The sequence below is a fragment of the Duganella sp. 1411 genome (genome assembly GCF_017833525.1).
Lineage (GTDB): Bacteria > Pseudomonadota > Gammaproteobacteria > Burkholderiales > Burkholderiaceae_D > Rugamonas.
Genome location: NZ_JAFICD010000001.1, coordinates 199,517 through 218,830 on the forward strand (window position 1 = coordinate 199,517; position 19,314 = coordinate 218,830).

At 65.6% G+C, this 19,314-nt stretch carries 14 protein-coding genes; 7 read left to right on the plus strand and 7 right to left on the minus strand.

Going from position 1 to position 19,314, the window contains the following annotated elements; translation table 11 throughout:
- Position 1 precedes the first annotated feature (1 nt).
- The 6 genes from JOD97_RS00765 to JOD97_RS00790 form a co-directional block, all read right to left on the minus strand.
- On the minus strand, positions 2-2,344 hold the full coding sequence (locus tag JOD97_RS00765; protein ID WP_209712738.1) for a hypothetical protein: 2,343 nt from the start codon (positions 2,342-2,344) through the stop codon (positions 2-4).
- On the minus strand, positions 2,341-3,084 hold the full coding sequence (locus tag JOD97_RS00770; protein WP_209712739.1) for a hypothetical protein: 744 nt from the start codon (positions 3,082-3,084) through the stop codon (positions 2,341-2,343). The genes JOD97_RS00765 and JOD97_RS00770 overlap by 4 nt, the downstream gene beginning before the upstream one ends.
- 112 nt (positions 3,085-3,196) lie before the next feature.
- Entirely contained in the window at positions 3,197-4,636 is a 1,440-nt protein-coding gene (locus JOD97_RS00775) for a catalase (RefSeq protein WP_209712740.1), read from the minus strand.
- Between the two features lie 173 nt (positions 4,637-4,809).
- Entirely contained in the window at positions 4,810-5,343 is a 534-nt protein-coding gene (gene pal / locus JOD97_RS00780; protein WP_209712741.1) for a peptidoglycan-associated lipoprotein Pal, read from the minus strand.
- 113 nt (positions 5,344-5,456) lie between these two features.
- Complete coding sequence (locus JOD97_RS00785; RefSeq protein ID WP_209712742.1) at positions 5,457-7,631, minus strand: ATP-dependent helicase; 2,175 nt, start codon at positions 7,629-7,631, stop codon at positions 5,457-5,459.
- A gap of 3 nt (positions 7,632-7,634) precedes the next feature.
- Entirely contained in the window at positions 7,635-8,759 is a 1,125-nt protein-coding gene (locus JOD97_RS00790) for a LacI family DNA-binding transcriptional regulator (RefSeq protein WP_209712743.1), read from the minus strand.
- Between the two features lie 226 nt (positions 8,760-8,985).
- On the opposite strand from JOD97_RS00790, the gene JOD97_RS00795 reads away from it, so the two are divergent.
- The 4 genes from JOD97_RS00795 (at position 8,986) to JOD97_RS00810 (ending at position 12,873) form a co-directional block, all read left to right on the plus strand.
- Positions 8,986-10,236, plus strand: coding sequence for an Hsp70 family protein (locus tag JOD97_RS00795; protein ID WP_209712744.1), 1,251 nt, complete (start codon positions 8,986-8,988; stop codon positions 10,234-10,236).
- A 61-nt stretch (positions 10,237-10,297) separates the two neighbouring features.
- Complete coding sequence (locus JOD97_RS00800; RefSeq protein WP_209712745.1) at positions 10,298-10,918, plus strand: PolC-type DNA polymerase III; 621 nt, start codon at positions 10,298-10,300, stop codon at positions 10,916-10,918.
- Positions 10,919-11,034: 116 nt separating this feature from the next.
- Positions 11,035-12,429 (plus strand): tetratricopeptide repeat protein, encoded by a 1,395-nt coding sequence (locus JOD97_RS33070; RefSeq protein WP_209712746.1) that lies wholly within the window; start codon positions 11,035-11,037, stop codon positions 12,427-12,429.
- 168 nt (positions 12,430-12,597) lie between these two features.
- The gene (locus JOD97_RS00810) at positions 12,598-12,873 is read left to right on the plus strand and encodes a HigA family addiction module antitoxin (protein ID WP_209716974.1); all 276 of its coding nucleotides are present in this window, start codon (positions 12,598-12,600) and stop codon (positions 12,871-12,873) included.
- Here JOD97_RS00810 and JOD97_RS00815 read toward each other — a convergent pair.
- Complete coding sequence (locus JOD97_RS00815; protein ID WP_209716977.1) at positions 12,870-14,627, minus strand: GGDEF domain-containing protein; 1,758 nt, start codon at positions 14,625-14,627, stop codon at positions 12,870-12,872. The two genes, JOD97_RS00810 and JOD97_RS00815, sit on opposite strands and share 4 nt — an antisense overlap.
- Before the next feature lie 247 nt (positions 14,628-14,874).
- On the opposite strand from JOD97_RS00815, the gene JOD97_RS00820 reads away from it, so the two are divergent.
- The 3 genes from JOD97_RS00820 to JOD97_RS00830 all read left to right on the plus strand — a co-directional run bounded on the left by JOD97_RS00820 (position 14,875) and on the right by JOD97_RS00830 (position 19,238).
- Positions 14,875-15,519 (plus strand): methylamine utilization protein, encoded by a 645-nt coding sequence (locus JOD97_RS00820; protein ID WP_209712747.1) that lies wholly within the window; start codon positions 14,875-14,877, stop codon positions 15,517-15,519.
- A gap of 15 nt (positions 15,520-15,534) precedes the next feature.
- The gene (locus tag JOD97_RS00825; RefSeq protein ID WP_209712748.1) at positions 15,535-17,940 is read left to right on the plus strand and encodes a bifunctional diguanylate cyclase/phosphodiesterase; all 2,406 of its coding nucleotides are present in this window, start codon (positions 15,535-15,537) and stop codon (positions 17,938-17,940) included.
- A gap of 215 nt (positions 17,941-18,155) precedes the next feature.
- Entirely contained in the window at positions 18,156-19,238 is a 1,083-nt protein-coding gene (locus JOD97_RS00830) for a DUF5694 domain-containing protein (RefSeq protein WP_209712749.1), read from the plus strand.
- The last annotated feature ends 76 nt before the right edge of the window (positions 19,239-19,314 follow it).

Consider the following 19,314-nt stretch of genomic DNA (forward strand, 5'->3'; position numbering starts at 1 on the left):
ATCAGTAGAAGTAGGGCGTCTTGCCCGCCCATTCGCTTTTGCCATAACGTTTGTGCAGCAGCGTGAAGGCGCGCTTGGACAGCGACTTGGCGTCGTCGTCCAGGCAGCCGCCGCGCGTCGACTGCACCACCACATGCAGCAGCCATGGCAGGTCCGGGTCGTTCGGCGCCTTCACCGCCCGCTGCATCACATGCTCGCCGAGGAAGCCGGTGGCGGTTTTCAGGGCGCCCAATTGCGCCAGCTCCTTGTCACGCGCGGCGACATCGCCGGTTTGCGGCATGGCCGGCGCCTTTTCCAGCTTGACGTCCTCCGAGTATTCCGCTCCCGCCTTGGCTGGCATCTTGCACCACATGCTGGCGGTGGCGTCATCGGCCGGCTGCAGCGAAATGTCGCCCGGGACGTAGGCGCCTGCCATCGGCGTCAGATTGTAGCGGGTGGCGTTGAGCATCATCCAGTGGCGTTTTTCCTGCGCGTCGGGCAGCGCGCGGTACTTGCGCATCACCGGCGCCAGTATCGTCGAATTTTGCTCGACCTGCTGCGCGGCCTTGACCGCTTCGTCGCCCTGGCCGAGCAGGTCGAAACGCATCCATGCGGCCACGCCGATGCGCGCGCGTAGTATTTGTGGCAGGCGGGTGTCGGCGCCCAGCGCGTACAGGTCGGCCGCCGCCAGTCCCGAATTGAGCCAGCGTTGGCCGTCCGCCGCCAGCGTTTCGGGCTTGAGCGGCGCGGCTTTGGCCTGCTCGCCGGTGTCGGCGTCGTATTCGTTGTTCTCCTTGCGCATCAGGTACGCGGCGGCTTCCGTCGGCGTGGCGGCGATGGAAAAGCGCTCCTGCAGAAACAGGTTGCGCGCGCTGGTCGATTCGCGGTTGGACAGCGCCGCCTCGCTGATCGCGCGGGCTTTTTCCGGCTGTTGGCTCAAGCGGTAGTGGCGCGCCAGCGCCAGCCGCAGCGTGGCATATTCCGGCGCCTCCGGCTGGACCTGCAGCATGGCCTTCTCCAGCTCCGGCGTCAGGGTCGTCGACAACATGGCGACGGCCATCAGCCACACGCGGGCCTGCGGCGCGTTACCCTTTTTGAGATGGCGCGCCCATTGATCGGCGGCGTGCGCGCGTTCCGCCGCGCAGGTCGGCGCGGCGCCGGCATCGACGCACTGCACGCTCAGTATCCAGTCGACGAAACCGTAGGCGGCGCGCAGCGCGACGCGGTCGTCTTTCTGGCCCGGCTGCGGCGCTTGCAGCAATTGATCCGCCAGTACCGCCCAGTCGCCCAGGTGGTCGTCGACGTACGGATCGGCGCGCGCATCGTCCAGCAGTTTGCTCAGGTGCGCGAATTGCGTCTCCGGCGTCAGGCGCGCCAGCATCGAACGCCCGATGACGCGGCTGTCCTCGTGGCGCTCCTTCAGTGCGGGGTCGGCGACGATGCGGTCGATGCTGGCCTGGATCGCGGCCATTTTCCGCTGGTCCGACGCTTGGCGCAGCGCGGCGGCGGCCGGCGTTTCCGGTTTCGCCTCCTGTTGCGCCTTCCAGCGCTCCTCGTCCGTGCCCGGAACAAACAGCGCGGCGCGCGCCTGCGAGCGCAGGCTCAGATAGGCGCCCCACGGTTGCATCGGGTGCTTGTCGGTGGCGCCGATCTTGGCGAACAGCGAGTCGCTGAGCGCATAGTTCTGGCTGTAGAACGCGGCCGACGCCAGCTGGTACTCGCGCAGTTGGCGCCAGTACAGCGCTTCGGTCGCCGGCAGCATTGCCGGTGGCGCGACGACCGGCTTCGGCTGGCCGTAACCGCGGCGCTGCGCTTCCGGATCGTCGCCGCAGGCCTTGAACACTTGCCGCTGCGCCGACACCCAGTCGGCAAGGCGGGCCGGCGTCGCGTCGGCGCGCTTGACCAGCGCCGTCAACGTGGTGGTGGCGAAGGTGTAGCTGGCGCCGGGGCAGTTCAGATAGCTTTCGAGCACCAGATCCTTGTCCCTGGGTGGCGACATCTCGCGCTTGAGCCCCACGGCCACCGCGTCGCGCCAGGCGACATACACTTCCCGTCCCGGCGCGCTGCCGGTCCAGCCGCCCTGGCGCAGCGCGAGCAGGTCGGCCAGGCCCCCTTTCGGATTGGGCGCCGACTTCAATCCGGCCGGGCCGAGGACGACGTCGCGCCAGGCGGTGTACAGGTAGGCCCGTTCGTAGCTGGGCAGCACCACGCCGAGGGCGCCGGCCTGATAGCGGTCGACGGCGATGTCGCTGCTATTGCGTTTGACGTAGCTGTCGCGCGGCACGTCGCTGCTGGCGACCGCGTGGGACCCGGCGAGCAACGCGGCGGCGGCGAGGATGAAACGGGGTATGGAGCGCAATATCATGGTGAGGCCTTGGGTTGTGGAGAGCTGGCCGTCGCGCCGCGCTTCCATGCGTAGCGGTCGAACCAGTAGGTTTTGCGATAACGTTCATGCACCTGCGGCGCGAACGGCTCCTGCGGCGAGAAGCCGGCGCTGCCGGCGCGGCAACTGGCGTGCAGCGTGGCCGGCGATTGTTCGATGATGGCGCGCAGGGGCGCGTTGTCCCGGCCCATGCGGAAGAACATCGGCACCACTTCGTCGGCGGCCAGGCCGTCGAGCCATGCGGGGGAGCGGCACCACCAGGCCAGCGCGGTCACGCTCAGCTTGACGTCGGGCGGCAGCTGTGCGCGCACCTGGCGCACCAGCGAGCGATAGAATTCGCGCTGCGACGGTTTGGCCTCCATGTCGAGCTGCACCCAGCCCGAGGTGCTGGCGCCGGCCGCTTCCAGCATGGCGCGCACAATCATCGCGCGGCGCGATTCGATGTCGATCGGGGGATTGACGGTGCTCACTTCAACGTGCAGCACCGGCGTGACGCGCGTCGAGGCGGGCATCGCGGGCCAGCGCTGGCGCGGGCGGGTGAGGGCGGTGTCGCCGGAGAGCAGGATGTGACGTTGCAGGACGGCCGCTTCCGGCGTCGACCACGCCGGCAGGCGCGCCCCGTCCCAGAGCCAGGCCACGGCCGGCGCGGCGTCGGCGGCGCCGGCATGGCATAGCAGCGCGGCTAGCGCCAGAAGCAGCGGGGAGAGCGATTTGCGTGTCATTCGGTTGAGCGTTGGGTTGGATGGACCGCCGGGGCGGCCCACACTGACTACGCTTCACCGGGCGTCTTCAGGTTGCTGAAAACGCCATTTTACACAAATGTTATTTGATTTACTACTTGGCCTCGAGCGCGTTGATGGCCGCAGCGACGCCCGCGCCGTAGGCCGGATCGGCCTGCGTGCAGTTGTAGATATGGCGTTCCTGCACCGGCTTCGAGACGCCGTGGATGGCCCGCGCCGTGTTCTCGAACAGCAGTTGCTTCTTCTCGTCCGTCAGCAGGCGGAACAGGTTGCCGGGCTGCGAGTAGTAGTCGGCGTCGACCCGGTGGTCCCAGTGCGCGGCCGCGCCCTCGATCGACAGCGGCGGTTCGGCGAACTGCGGTTGCTGCAGCCATTCGCCACGGCTGTTCGGCTCATACGAGGTGCCGGCGCCGTGGTTGCCGTCGGTGCGCATGGCGCCGTCGCGGTGATAGCTGTGGAACGGGCATTTCGGCGCGTTGACCGGGATCGCGTGGTGGTTCACGCCCAAGCGGTAGCGCGCCGCGTCGCCGTACGAGAACAGGCGCGATTGCAGCATCTTGTCCGGCGAGAAGCTGATCCCCGGGACCACGTTGGCCGGCGAGAAGGCCGACTGCTCGACGTCGGCGAAGTAGTTTTCGGCGTTGCGGTTCAATTCCAGGACGCCGACATCGATCAGCGGGTAATCCTTGTGCGGCCAGACCTTGGTCAGGTCGAACGGGTTGTATGGCACCTTGGAGGCGTCGGCTTCCGGCATGATCTGCACCGCCAGTTTCCAGCGCGGGAAGTCGCCGTTTTCGATGGCGTCGAACAGGTCGCGCTGCGAGCTTTCGCGGTCCACCGCGACCACCGCCGCCGCCTCGGCGTCGCTGAAGTTGGCGATGCCCTGCTGGCAGACGAAGTGGAATTTGACCCAGAAGCGCTGGTTGTCAGGGCTGATGAAGCTGAACGTGTGGCTGCCGAAACCGTGCATGTGGCGGTAGCCCTTGGGGATGCCGCGATCGCTCATGACGATGGTGATCTGGTGCAGCGCCTCCGGCAGCAGCGTCCAGAAGTCCCAGTTGTTCTCGGCGCTGCGCAGATTGGTCTTGGGGTCGCGCTTGACGACGTGGTTCAGGTCCGGGAACTTGAGCGGATCGCGGAAGAAGAACACCGGCGTGTTGTTGCCGACCACGTCCCAGTTGCCTTGCTCGGTGTAGAACTTGACGGCGAAGCCGCGGATATCGCGTTCGGCGTCGGCCGCGCCGCGCTCACCGGCGACGGTGGAAAAGCGCATGAAGATCTCGGTCTTCTTGCCGATCTCCGAGAACAGCGCCGCCCGCGTGTATTGCGTGATGTCGTGGGTGACGGTGAAGGTGCCGAAGGCGCCCGAGCCCTTGGCGTGCATGCGGCGCTCGGGGATCACTTCGCGCGCGAAGTGGGCCAGCTTCTCGAGGTGCCAGACGTCCTGCAGCAGCACCGGGCCGTGCGGACCGGCGGTCTGGGTGTTCTGGTTGTCGACGACCGGCGCGCCCGCCGCAGTGGTAAGGTTTTTCATGTACGTCCTTCAGCAAATGAAGATAAATGGAAACTTCCAGCATAACCAAGGCGTTGCTTTTGCGCAGCTCTCTTTAGGGAGAGCCCAAAACAAAAACGCCCGACTGTTGAGTCGGGCGTTTAGGGTACTAATATGACTGCCGCGTTGAACAGCGGCAATTCATATTCATCATATTACTTGCTTGGGTAGGCCAGGTCGGCGCGGCGGTTCTGGGCGCGGGCGGCGTCGTCGGTACCGGCGGCTTTTGGCTTCTCTTTACCGAAGCTGACGGCTTCCATCTGGCTGTCCTTCACGCCTTGCGATTTCAGCGCGGTGATGACGGCCTGGGCGCGCTTCTGGCCCAGGGCCAGGTTGTACTCGGCGCTGCCCTGGTCATCGGTGTTGCCTTCGACTTTGATCGAAATGTTAGGGTTCGCGGCCAGGAACTTGCCGTGGTCGGCGATCACCGCGTCGAATTCCGGCTTGACGGTGTACTTGTCGAAGTCGAAGTAGACGCTACGGTTTTTGTAGATCGAGCTGTTCGGGTCCAGGTAGGCTGGCAGCGCGGCGGCGGCCGGTGCGGCCACTGGCGCTGGCGCGGCAGGAGCCGGTGCCGGGGCGGCGGCGACTGGTGCCGGGGCCGGAGCGACGACAGGAGCTGGGGTGGAGCAGGCGCTCAGCAGGGCTACGGTGCAGGCTGCCAGCAGGATGTTGGTTTTTACGTTCATCGAAATACTCCCGAATTGTATTTTGTTATTGACACATTGGTGTAGTGAGGCTGTTCAGCCAGCCGCGAGCGGTATTATATAAGTATTTTTCTACTAGAAATTGGCTCAATGCATTATTTTTTCAGCCAACGTGAGAATGGTGACATATCCCGGCCCGATTCGACGTACCAGGCGCGCCGCGCGATGTCGAATTGCGCCCCCAGCGCCTTGACTTCGTCCTTCTCGTGGAAGCTTGCGGTCAGATACTGGCGGCCCGACGGCGCCGCCGGTTTGGCCTCGTTGCGGGCGATGGCGGCGTCGGCGGCCGGCGCCGATTGCTGCAGGCGCATGGCGGCGATGAAGGCGCTGCGCCGGGCCGGGTCGGCCGGCGAGAGCAGCGTCAGGCGCGCGCGCGCGCGGGTGGCGCCCACGTAGAACAGGTTTTCCTCGTCGCGCTTGGGCTGCGTCGGGTTGGGGAACTCGTCGTCCTGCAAAAACGGCAGGATCACGTGCTCGAACTCCTTGCCCTTGGCGTTGGCGACGCATTCGATCAGCACCGCCTTGCGTTCGCGCTTGCGGCGGATGAAGGCTTCGCGGGCGTTCATCGCGCTCCAGAAGTCGCGCAGGCTCTGGCCCGAGGCGGCGGCCGATTCCAGCAGGCCGGCCACCGACTTGTTGACCACCCCGGCGTCGTACGGCCGCACGAAGATGCGGCGCGCGGTGGCCACCAGCTTGACCCGTTCGCACAGCTCCGTCAGCACGGCGGCCGCCGGCGTGGCCGGGTCGAGCGCCGTCAGCCAGGCGATGGCGTCGATGACGGCGCGCTTGGTGGCCTGGCTGGCGACGTCGCGGTAGCCGCCGTCGCCGCCGCCGCCGCTGCGGTCATCCTCGATCAGGAACAGTTCCCCCAGCAGCGCCGGGTCCTTGAGGATCTGCGCCTTGAAGTTGTCCAGCCGTCGCGAAGAGAACTTCATTTCGCTAAAGGCGGTCATGGCGTCGACGATGGCGCCGCGCACCTGGTCCGATTTGACGGCGGCGAAGTCCTTGAGGGCGATGGCCAGCATGCCGCGCAAGAACAGGATCTCGTCGCGCTGCAGGTAGCCGGCCATGGCGGGCGTGCGGTAGTCGATGTCGGCCTCGATCAGCGCGTTCTCGATCGCCATCGACTGGTGGCGGTCGCGGATCAGGATCGCGCAGCCGTCGTAGGCGTGGCCGTCGGCCTTCCACTGGCGCACCGCCGCCACCGCCTGCTGCGCGCAGTCGGCCGGCGTGGCGTAGTGCGCCTGCCGGATCTGCGTGTGCGTCGGCAGGCTCGATTCGACCGCCTTGTGTTTGAACTCGGCCATCGCGTACGCCAGGTGGGGGCCATGGCGGTAGCTGTAGGTGAGCGGATAGCGCGCCAGCTTCGGATAGCGTTCGGCGAAGCGGCGGTTCAGGTATTCCTCGCTGGCGCCCAGTTTGGCGTGGATCACCTGGTCCTTGTCGCCGGCGCCGACGAAGAAGCATTGCGGCCGGCCGATCAGCGCGTCGAGGATGCGGAAGGCCGCCTCGTTCAGATCGTGCAGTTCGTCGCACAGCACCAGCCGGTAGTCGGGGAAGCGCTCGGCCAGGCGGCCGCCGGCGTCCAGGTTGCAGGCCAGGTCGTAGGTGGCGTCGAACGGGCCGCGGAACACGGCGCCGGCGCCGCCGTCCAGGCGCAGCGTTTCGTATTCCACCGTCGTCAGGTAGTCCGACAGCGGCACGCCGAGCAGCTCGGCGATCTCGTCGAGGCCCATGTACTCGACGTCGGTGGCCAGCGCCATCGTCGCCTTCAACCCCAGTTGGACGTCGAGGAACTGGCTGAGCGCGATGCTGTGGGTGTGCAGTTCCAGGCCGTCGACGCGGCCGGCGTAGCGGTCGCCGGCGCGGTCGACGGCGGCCAGCGCGTATTGCTTCAACTGGCGCGCCTCGGCGCACAGGCGCACGTTGTCGCCGTCGATGGCGTCCAGCTGGCGCGCGGCGAAGTCCTCGAACGTCAGCACCGCCAGGCGCGCCACCAGCGCCTGCGGCACGCCGACGTCGATCAGGCGTTGGCGCATGACGTCGCGCGCCTCCGGCGTGAACGTCAGCGCCAGGATCTGTTCGGGCGCCAGTTTGCGCGCCAGCGCCTCGCCGATGCGGATCGCCAGCGTGGTGGTCTTGGCCGCGCCGGCGTTGGCGTCGACCAGCACGATCTTGTTCTGGGACAGCTGGATCGCCGTCTGTTCCGGCGTCGGAATCAGGCCTTGCGGCGTAAAGCGGGGGGAATTGGAGGATTCGGGTGCGTTCATCCGCTACATTATAGCGACCAGCGCGCGCATGCCGCCGCTCGTCGCGACCACCGGCGTCGGCACCGGCGTCAATCGGGCCGTCGCACCCTCGATGAACTGGGCGCTGAACACGCGCCGCTCGGCCTGCGATTCGTGGCGGTCGATGACGGCGCACAGCAGGTCGGCCGCCGCCGTGGCCATTTTGGGCATCGGCTGGCGCAGCGTGGTCAGGTTGTAGCTCAACCAGTTGGATGGTTCGACGGCGTCGAAGCCGGCCACCGATAGCCGCCCAGGCACGTCGATGCCCAGTTCGTGGCGGGCGCAATCGAGGCAGCCGATGGCCATCACGTCGCTGCCGCAGATGATGGCGTCGGGCACCCGGCCCATTTGCTCGATGATGGCCTTGAGGCCGGCGCCGCCGCTGCGGTAGTCGGACTGGCCGGGCACCACCACCGGCGGCGGCAGTCCCAGTTCGGCCAGGCGCTCGCAGGCGCCGCGGCGGCGTTCGTTGGCCACCGTGGAGTCCTCGGTGCCGGCGATGATGCCGAAGCGGCGGTGGCCGGCGGCGGCCAGGCGCGAGACCAGCATGCGGCCGGCTTCGAGGTGGTCGCAGGTGACGGTGTTGACGGCGCGCTCGCGCAGGGTGCGGTTGAACAGCACCAGCGGCATGTGGCGCCGTTCGAATTCGGCGATGTGCAGGTCGGTCAGGCGGGCGGCGGCGATCACGCCGTCGACCTGGAATTGCCAGACGTCGGCCAGCACGCGGTCGACGTCGGTCTCGCGCGCCAGGGTGAACAGCAGCACGCGCTTGCCGCGCGCGGTGAGCTGCTGGCTCAACTCGGCCAGCAGTTCCGGATAATAGAGGTTGGCCTGGTTGGTGATGATCACCGCGACCATGTTGGAGCGCCGCGTGATCAGGCTGCGGGCGGCGGCGTTGGGGATGTAATCGAGCAGCGAGGCGGCCTTCATCACCCGCGCGTAGGTCGATTTGGAGACGCTGGCGCCGGGCTTGAAGCAGCGCGAGACGGCCGATTGCGACACCCCGGCCACCAGGGCGACATCGTAGGAGGTGACGCGGCGGGCCTCGCGGGCGATGGTGGCTTTGTGTTCGGTGGCGCTGATCTCAACTGTCGGCTTGGATTTCGTCATTATCTTTTTATCATCGTGGTGACCGCCGCCTTGCCGGGTGCGCCGGTCGCGCTGTTCTGATTGCTATAGCGGTCACGTCGAGGATAATCAAAAACTTACTCTATAACAACAAATATCGTGTTTCCATGTGGAAATTACTTACGTGGTGTGGTGGCACAGCAATTTTCACTGATGAGGGCGTTTTTCTGATAGCATAACGCCCCTTTATCACGTGTGAAGGGGCGACATGGCCAATGCTTGCGGCGTCGATTTCGGCACGTCAAATTCCACGGTGGGCTGGGTGCGTCCCGGCCAGGCCGTGATGTTGGGACTTGAGGACGGCAAGACCACCTTGCCGTCGGTCGTCTTCTTCAACGCGGAGGACGAGCAGGTCACCTTCGGACGTGCGGCGCTGGCCGAATATCTGGCCGGCTATGAGGGGCGCTTGATGCGCTCATTGAAGAGTTTGCTCGGGACCAGTCTGATCGACGGTCAGACCGAGGTGGGTGGCCGCGCGCTGCCGTTCCGCATGCTGCTGGCCCAGTTCATCGGCGAGGTCAAGCAGCGCGCCGAGCGCTCGGCCGGGCGCGAGTTCACGTCGGCCGTGTTCGGCCGGCCCGTGCATTTCATCGACGACAGCCAGGAAAACGACCAGCTGGCCGAGGATACGCTGGCCGAGGTGGCCCGTTCGGTCGGCTTCAAGGACATCGCCTTCCAGTTCGAGCCGATCGCCGCCGCGTTCGACTACGAGTCGCAGATCGACCGCGAGGAACTGGTGCTGATCGCCGACATCGGCGGCGGCACGTCGGACTTCTCGCTGGTGCGGCTGTCGCCCGCGCGCGCCAAGAAAACCGAGCGGCGCGACGACATCCTGGCCAACGGCGGCGTGCACATCGGCGGCACCGACTTCGATAAATACCTCAGCCTGTCGTCGGTGATGCCGCTGCTGGGCTACGGCAGCCGGCTGCGCAACAACAGCGAAGTGCCGTCCAGCTACTTCTTCAACCTGGCGACGTGGCACACGATCAACCAGGCCTACACCAAGAAGATGTGGACCCAGCTGTCGGACCTGCTGCGCGATTCGGCCGAGCAGGAAAAGCTGGGCCGGCTGCAGCGCCTGATCGACGAGCGTGCCGGCCACTGGCTGGCGATGAAGGTGGAGGAGGGCAAGATCGCCCTGTCCGACGCCGTCAAGGTGCAGCTGGAGCTGGACCGCTTGTCGCCGGCCGTCACGCTCGAGCTCGATCGCGCGCAGTTCGACGACGCCATCGGCCATCTGGTCGGTTCGGTCGAGAACACCGTGCTCAAGCTGCTGGCCGACGCCGGCGTGGCGCCGGCCGACGTCGACACGGTATTCTTTACCGGCGGATCGAGCGGCGTGCGTATGCTGCGCGAGCGCATCGGCGCGCTGGTGCCGGGGGCGCGCAAGGTCGAGGGCGATCTGTTCGGCAGCATCGGCGCCGGCCTGGCGCTCGACGCGGTCCGCAAATTCGGCTAATAATTCGGCGAACAATCCGGCTAACAATCCGGCTAACAATTCGGCTAACCCAGGGACGCAAATGCTCGACAAATCCATCGTCATGCTCGACTTCGAGACCACCGGCCTGTCGCCCGCCATGGGCGACCGCATCACCGAGGTGGCGGCGTTGCGCATCGTCGGCGGGCGGGTGGTCGAGCGCTACGTCTCCCTGATCAACTGTAATGTGCGCATTCCCTCCTTCATCACCGGGCTGACCGGCATCACCCAGGCGATGGTCGACAACGCGCCGCCGGTCGGGCGCGTGGTGCCCGAGCTGCTCGATTTCATCGGCGGCGACGCGCTGTCGGCCCACAACGCCAGTTTCGATGAAAAATTCCTGCGCGCCGAGGCGGCACGGCTCAACCTGACGCCCGGCCACCAGTCGCTGGTGTGTTCGCTCAAGCTGTCGCGCCGGGTGTTTCCCAACCTGGCCAGCTACAAGCTGGGCAACCTGTCCGGCCAACTGGGCATCCGCTTCAAGAGCGCGGCCCACCGGGCCGAGTCCGACGCCGAGGTGGCGGCCGAGGTGCTGATCCACATCGGCAAGCATATCGGCGCGACCTACGGCATCGCCGGCGTCGATCCTGCTCTGCTCGTCTCAGTAAACAAGCTGGCCGCTGCCAAAGTGCACCAATTCTTGCAAAAACAGTCCCCTCAGTAAGTTTGCGCTGAAGCGATAGCATTTTATCATCACTCGTTTGATGGCGCTCAAATCTGAAGCCGCCGCCACGCTTACACTTTAGTCAACATAGTTGCAGTGTAGGCAAGGGGTGCGCGATGAAAAACCAGAGCTCCGCCAGAGATGGCTACGACAGTTATGTGTGGTACAAAGAGGCGGCCGAACGTGGTAACCCCTACGCGCAATTCAACCTCGCGATGGTCTATAAAAAAGGCCAGGGCGTCGCGCGCGACGACAAATTGGCGTTCCACTGGATGCAGCTGGCGGCGCAGCAGGGCCTCGTGTTCGCCCAAAACCATCTTGGCGTCATGTATTACAACGGACGGGGCGTCGCCAACAACGACAAGGAGGCGGTGCGCTGGTTTCGCGCCGCCGCCCAGCAGGGCGACGCGTCGGCCCAGCAAAATCTCGGCCAGATGTATAAAAAGGGGCGCGGCGTCGCGCGCAGCGACGAGATCGCGCTGTCGTGGTTCTACCGGGCGTCGGAACAGGGCATCGCCAGCGCGCAGACCTTGCTTGGCGAGGCCTATGTCCATGGCATGGGCGTGCGCCGTAACTTCTCTCTGGCGCTGGCGTGGTTTCGCAAGGCCGCGCTGCAAAACGACGCCAACGCCCAGCTCAATCTCGGCTTGATGTACAAGCACGGCCACGGCGTCACGCGCAGCGATACGCAGGCGCTGGCGTGGTTCCGGCAGGCCGCCGCGCAGGGTGACGCGGTGGCCCAGCGTCTGGTCGGCGTCGCCTATTCCGAAGGCCTGGGCGTCGAGGCCGACCAGTTGCGCGCCTACGCCTGGCTGTCGCGCGCGGCCGAGCAGGAGGACGCCGACGCCCAGTTCAACCTCGGCATCATGCTGGCCAACGGCAAGGGCGTCGACCGCGACGACGAGCTGGCGTTTTCATGGTACCGGCGCGCGGCCGAGTCCGGCCATGTGCTGGCCCAGTACAACCTGGGCGGCATGTATGCGCGCGGGCGCGGCGTCGGCCGCGACGAGCAGCGCGCGCTCGAGTGGTACCGCATGGCCGCCGAGCAGGGCGCGCCGAACGCCCAGTTCAACGTCGGCGTCATGTACGCCAACGGCCATGGCGTGGCCAAGGACGAGGAGCGCGCCGTGGCCTGGTACCGCAGCGCGGCCGAGCAGGGCGACGCCAGCGCGCAAAACAACCTGGGCGTCATGTACGCCAACGGCCTGGGCGTGGCGCAGGACGACGTGCAGGCGGTCAAATGGTACGGCAAGGCGGCCGAGCAGGGGCACGCGCTGGCGCAGTTCAATCTGGGCGGGATGTATGGCAACGGGCGCGGCGTCAAGCGCGACGAAGTGCGCTCCTTCATGTGGCTGACGCTCGCGGAGGAAGGTGGCGACGTGGCGGCCGCCAGCAACCGCAAGAAGGTCGAGCTGAACATGGCGCCGGAAGCGATCGCCCAGGCGTTGGAGCTGGCGCGCCTCTGGCGTGCGCAGCAGCGCAGGACGGCGCCGCGCGGGCGACCGCGTTGATTAGCGCTTCCAAGGTCAGTTTGCTTGAATCGCATATCCCTGCGAGCTACAATCCAATCTAAGTCACGTAGGGCGGATTAGCGCGCAGCGCGTAATCCGCCAAGCGCCGCCGACGGCTTAACGATGGCCGATTGCAGCGTTCCAGAAATTTCTCAATATGGATTAAAAATGACTCGTATGCATAATCCTCCGCATCCGGGCGAAGTATTGAAAGAGTATCTCGCGAACGTTAGCGTGACAAAGGCCGCGATGCAGATGGGTGTCGGGCGAGCCACTCTCCAACGGGTTGTATCGGGCGCAGGTGGCATTTCGGCAGACATGGCCTATCGGTTGGCGGCCGCCTTCGGTACCAGCCCCGAACTATGGGCCGGTATGCAACTGCAGTACGACCTGTATCAAGCAGGCAAGCTCAAGCGACCGAAAATCGAACGCATCGCGGGCTAGCCCTGCGGTTGCTGGCGGCGGTCGAGGAATAGGCTGTTGCCGTGGATTTTCTTTGCTTGCCGCTTCGATTCGGCCGCCGCCGTGGCGATCTGGTGGTGCGTGTAATACTGGCGCGGCTCGACGCGGATCGCGCCGATCGACAGACTCATCAACGAATAAAACACCTTCTTGCCCTGCCGGTCCTCGCTCAGATAGCCGCCGCGCTCGCGGTCCTCGATGCTGTAGAACTCCTGTACGTTGTGTTCGAAATCGGCCAGTATGCTCTCGCAGCGCAGCTCCCAATCCTCGCTTTGGAACAGCACCATGAAATCGTCGCCGCCGATGTGGCCGACGAAATCGCGGTTGGGGTCGCAGCGCTCGCTGAGCATGACGCCGGTCAGCTGGATCACGTCGTCGCCGCGGCGGTAGCCGTAGACGTCGTTGAACGGCTTGAAATGGTCGAGATCGACGTAGCAGGCCCAGAAGCGCGTGCCGCTCTCCAGCAGCCGGTCGATGTGCTCGTTTATCGGCACGTTGCCCGGCAGTTGGGTCAGCGGATTGGCGTAGCGCGCCGCGTTGATCTGCATCTGCGTGATCTCGCGCATCAGGTCGTGCCCGGTGCCCAGGCCCAGATAGCGGCCCTGGTCGGTGATGATGAAGCCGTTGAACAGGTGGTGGGCGTCGGCCTGCACCATGCGGAAGCTCAGCTCCTGCATGGTGGTGCCCTGGTCGGCGATCAGCGGGTTGCGGTCCATGAACTGCTTGCACGATTTCTTGCCGTACAGCTCGCGCTGATACGGCCTGGCGAAGTGGTCGATCATGTCGAAGCGGCTGATCAGGCCCAGCGGCGCGTCGCCGTCGACCACGGGGATGATCAGCAGCTTGGGCTCCTTCAAGAAGATCTCGTAGACCTCGTTGTTGGTCATGACCGGCGGCACCGCCTGCACCTGGTTCAACAGCTTGACGATGGTGGCGGCGTGCTTTTCGGCGCCGCGCTGCGGATACACGGCCACGCCGTGGCGCGCCAGCGCCTTGACCACCTCGGCCGACGAGGCGCGCGCCGGCTGCGGATGCGGGCGGCCCAGATGATAGCCCTGGCCGTAGGCGACGCCGACATCGCGTATCACCAACAGTTCGGCCTGGGTCTCGATGCCCTCGGCGATGACCAGCGTGTTCGATTTTTCGGCGATCTCCTGGATCGAGCGGACAAACTGCAGCTTGACGGGATCGTCGTTGATACCTTGCGTGAAATGCATGTCGATCTTGACATACTCCGGCCGCAACTCCGACCACAGGCGCAGGCTGGAAAAGCCCTCGCCCAGATCGTCGATGGCGATCTGGAAGCCCATCGCCCGGTAGTGCCGCACCGCTTCCCGCATCAGTTCGTAGTCGTAGGTCGGCTGGTTCTCGGTCAGCTCGATGATCACGCGCTCCGGATTGATGCCGATGTGCTGGATGTGGTCGAGCGTGTCGCCGTGGCGCGGCTCGCGCCGCAGCAGGCATTCCGGGCTGACGTTGAGAAACAGCTTGCCCGGCAAGTCGAGCTCGGCGAAGCGCTCCAGGATCACCTGGCTGCACAGGTGCTCGACCCGCGTCGTCAGGCCGGCGGCGCGCGCCACCTTGAACAAGTTCATCGGCGCGTGCAGCGGGCTGTCGGACGGGCCCCGTATCAAGCCCTCGTAGGCGATGATGTCGCCGGTTTGCATGTTGACGATCGGCTGGAACAGCGCGCTGAGCTGGCGGCGCGCGAGAATGTCGGACAGGTGCGCGCGCAACACGGCCTCCTCGTCCTCGCCGTCCAGGGGGATGGGCGCGGCGCCGGGGGCGGCGGAGGCGTTGCTACGGTGCAGCGTCTGGCTGGCGGTTTTCACGATTATCGCTTGCGAAATGTGGGTTTAACTGTACGATTCTATGACGCGTATATGACACCAGCGTGAAATCCGTCGCGTATTGCAATAAGTATTTCCGTGTCGCATTGTTGTCGCGCTACAATAGAAGCACCATGTTTTCACCAGGCCCGCCATGTACCGTGTCCACCATCGCTTCCATGTCTTTTGCCTGACGCTGCTGGGCGCCGCCTCGGCCGGCGCCACCGGGGTCGCCGTGCAGGTGCAGGACGCGGCCGGCAACGCGCTGCCCGACACGGTGATCTACGTCGAGGCCGAAGCCGGCCCGGCCGGCGCCAAGGCGCCCGCCAACGCCGAGATCGAACAGAAAAACTTGAAGTTCATGCCGCTGGTGACCGTGGTGCAGACCGGCGGCAAGGTGTTTTTCCCGAATAACGACCGGGTCCGCCATCACATTTACTCGTTTTCGGCGGCCCACAAGTTCGACCAAAAACTGTACTCCGGCCAGTCGGCCGCGCCGCAGGTGTTCGACAAGGCCGGCACGGTGGTCCTCGGCTGTAACATCCACGACAAGATGCTGGCCTACGTCAAGGTCGTCGATACCCCGTACTTCGCCAAGACCGACGGCGCCGGCGCGGCCCGCATCGAGCTGCCGGCCGGCGGCAGGTATGTGGTCAAGGCCTGGCACTACAACACCGCCGGCGGCGCCACGCCCGAGCAGGTGTTGACGGTGAAGGCGGGCGACGCGCTGTCGACGGCCGTCTTCAAACTGCCGATGAAGCCGCCGGTGGCGGTCGACACCACTTCCTCCGCTTATTAAAGGAACCGTCTGAGCATGCGTATGCGTTTTCGCAGCCTGGAGAGCCGGATCGTCACGCTGTTCCTGGTCCTGATCGTGGCCGTGCAGGTGATCGGCTTGATGGTGATCCAGCGCGGCATCGACAGCAACGCGCGCCTCGCCATCAGTGGTGAGCTCAATAACGGCACCAAGGTATTCCGCCGCCTGCTGGACCAGAATGCGCAGAACCTGCGCTTCGGCGCCCGGCTGCTGGCGCGCGACACCGCTTTTCTGGCCGCCATCGGCAACAACGACGAGGGCGACCGCGCCACCATCGAATCGGCGCTGGCCAACAGCGGCCGCCGCATCAAGGCGTCGTTGACGATGCTGATCGGCGCCGATCGCAAGATCAGCGTCTCGACCAACACCAGCCAGGCCGCCGGCCTGGAAAATATGGCCGTCAGCATGCTCGACGCGGCCGAGGCGGCCGACGGCGCCAACGGCATCGCCATCATCGAGCGCCGCCCGTACCAGATCGTCGTCATGCCGGTCAAGGCGCCGGTCACCATCGGCTGGATCGTGATGACGTTCCCGATCGACCGCCAACTGGCCAACGAGATGCGCGAGGTCAGTTCGCTGCACACCACCGTGCTGACGCGCGACCAGCACGGCAAATGGATGTCGGCCGGCTCTACCTACGTCGGGACCTCGGCGCAATCGGTGGTCGAGCAGCTGCAGGCCTTGCCGGCCGCGCCCACCGGGCCGTTCGACATCGAGGTGGAGACCGGCCGGTACAGCGCGCGCCTGATGTCGATCGGCGACGACAACGGCCAGACCGCCAGCGTGCTGCTGGCACGCTCGATCGACGAGGCCACCGCCGAATACGCGCGACTGGAGCGCTGGCTGATCTTCCTGACCGTCGGCGGCATCGCCATTTCGGCGCTGGCCATCATCTTCACCGCCAAGCGCATCGCCCAGCCGATCAGCGAGCTGGCCGACACCGCCAGGCGCCTGGAGCGGGGCGACTACAAGGGCCAGATCGACACCAGCCGCGAGGACGAAATCGGCGCGCTGGCCCACGCCTTCGATTCGATGCGCGAGGGGATCGCCAAGCGCGAACAGGAGATCCGCCGCCTGGCCTACTGGGACACGCTGACCAACCTGCCCAACCGCGCGCAGTTCCTGCTGCTGCTGAACGACGCAATGGAGGACGCGCGCAAACGCGAGGAGGCCGTGTTCGTGCTGATGATGGACCTGGACCGCTTCAAGCATGTCAACGACGTCATGGGCCACAATTTCGGCGACGCGCTACTGCGCCAGGTGGCCGGGCGCCTGCAGCTGCTGCTGGCCAACCGCCGGCAATCGTCGGCGCAGGTGGCGCGCCTGGGCGGCGACGAATTCGCGGTGCTGCTGCCTGCGTCGGACGTGGACGCGGCCCGGCGCATGGCGGCCGAAATCCTGCAGGCGCTGGAGACGCCGCTGTCGTTGGAGGACCAGATGGTCGACATCGGCGCCGGGCTGGGGATCGCCGGCTATCCGGTTCACGGCAGCGACGGCGAAGCCTTGTTAAGCATGGCCGAGGTGGCGATGTACGCGGCCAAGCAGCGCAACGACGGCGCCGTGGTGTATGACGCGGCGATGGACAAGTCCAGCGAAAAGAGCCTGTCGCTGCTGACGGAGCTGCGCAACGCGATCGAACGCAACGAGTTCCGCCTGCACGTGCAGCCCAAGATCATGCTCGATACCGGCAAGGTGGTCGGCATGGAATCGCTGGTGCGCTGGGCGCATCCGGTGCGCGGCAACGTGTTCCCGGACGAATTCATCCCGTTCGCCGAGCAGACCGGTTTTATCCGCGTGCTCACCCGGTGGGTAATGGAGAGGTCGGCCGAGCTGTGTCAGGAACTGGCCGCCCGCGGACATCACCTGAAAGTGTCGGTCAACCTGTCGACGCGCGACTTGCTGGACCAGGACCTGCCGGCCAAGTTCGGCGATCTGCTCGAGCGGCACAAGCTGTCTCCCGGCTCGTTCTGCCTGGAGATCACCGAGAGCGCCATCATGGACGACCCGGTGCGCGCGCAAGCGACGCTGGAGCGCCTCAGCGCCATGGGTGTGGACTTGTCGATCGACGATTTCGGTACCGGCTACTCGTCGCTGGCGTACCTCAAACGGCTGCCGGTCAATGAACTCAAGATCGACAAATCCTTCGTGCTCAATATGGAGCACGATGTCGGCGACACCAAGATCGTACGTTCGACCATCGACCTGGGGCACAATATGGGCCTGCGCGTGGTGGCAGAGGGCATCGAGAGCGAAGCCGTATGGCGGTTGCTGGCCGACCTGGGATGCGACCAGGGGCAGGGCTACTTCATGAGCCGTCCGATCCCGGGCGATCAGTTGATCGGCTGGCTGGAGAAGTGGCAAGCGCCGATTACCGTCTCCGATGGCATGGTCGGAATCACGTAGGGCGGATTAGGCGGAACGCCGTAATCCGCCAATGCATGCGCCGTCGAGACGCACGCATTGGCGGATTACGCTGCGCTAATCCGCCCTACGTGATTCAGACAACGGCCCATCCCCGTAATTTGCATTTCGTACAACGAATTCCGCAGAATATCGCACGTCCGCCCAGCGGGCGCCGCTCCGCGCATACAATCCTGCCATCCCATTCAGGAGCCAATATGCACCGCCTGTTAGCCACCATTTTCATCACGGCCGCCTGCCAAATCCCCGCGCTGGCCGCCGATTCCTCCCCACCGCCGTTCGCGCCCGGCGCCCACAAGCTGCAAAACGGCCGACCAAATGAACTAATGGTGCTCGGCTCATCGCACCTGTCGCAGATGCCGAAGTCCTTCGACCTCGCCCAACTAAGCCTGCTGAACGACCGCCTGACAGCGTGGCAACCGCAGGCCGTTGGTATCGAAGAAATCTCCGGCCTGCAGTGCGCCTTCATGCGCACCTATCCCGAGCGCTACGCCGATACAATCAAGACCTATTGCTGGGATCCGGCGGTTGCCAAGACCGCGACCGGCCTCGATGTGCCGGAGGCGAATGCGCAGGCCGAACATCTGCTGGCGGCGTGGCCGGCGGCGCCGACTCCCGGCGAGCGCCGCAAGCTGGCGTCGTTGTTCCTCGCCGCCGGCGAGCGCGCGTCCGCCTTGGTGCAATGGCTACGCTTACCAACCGAAGAACGGCGCGCCGGCGACGGCCTGTCCGACGGCCTCGCGTCGCTGCTGAACGGGCTTGCCCAGCGCCGGGACGAGAGCTATCAAATCGCCGCCGTGGTAGCCGCCCGCAGTGGGCTCGAACGGGTATATCCGATCGACGATCAATCGGCGGCCGCCCCGGGCGGTGATGAAAAGGCCTACGGCGCCGCCATCATGAAGGCCTGGGACAACCCGTTCAACGCCGCCCGCGCGCGGCAATCCAGGGAACTCCAAAGCCGCCTCGATACGCCGGCCGGTGTGCTGGCGATGTACCGCGCCTATAACGCCGCCGACGCCGCCGAGCAGACCTTCCGCAGCGATTTCGGCGCCGCGCTGGAGGAGCCGTCGCCGCAGCGTTTCGGGCGCGGCTACGTCGGCTACTGGGAGACGCGCAATTTGCGGATGGCCTCCAACATCCGCGACCTCATGACCGCGCGCCCCGGCGTGCGCGTGCTGGTGGTGGTCGGCGCCTCCCATAAGGCGTATCTGGAGGCGTACCTCGATCAAATGCACGACGTGCGTATCGTCGCCACCGACCGGGTGCTGCGCGCCGAATAAAACATGATCAGATCGCTTGCCTAACATTGCTAATTTGTCACAAAGCAAGCTATCATCGACCTGGCCGCCCGTCGCG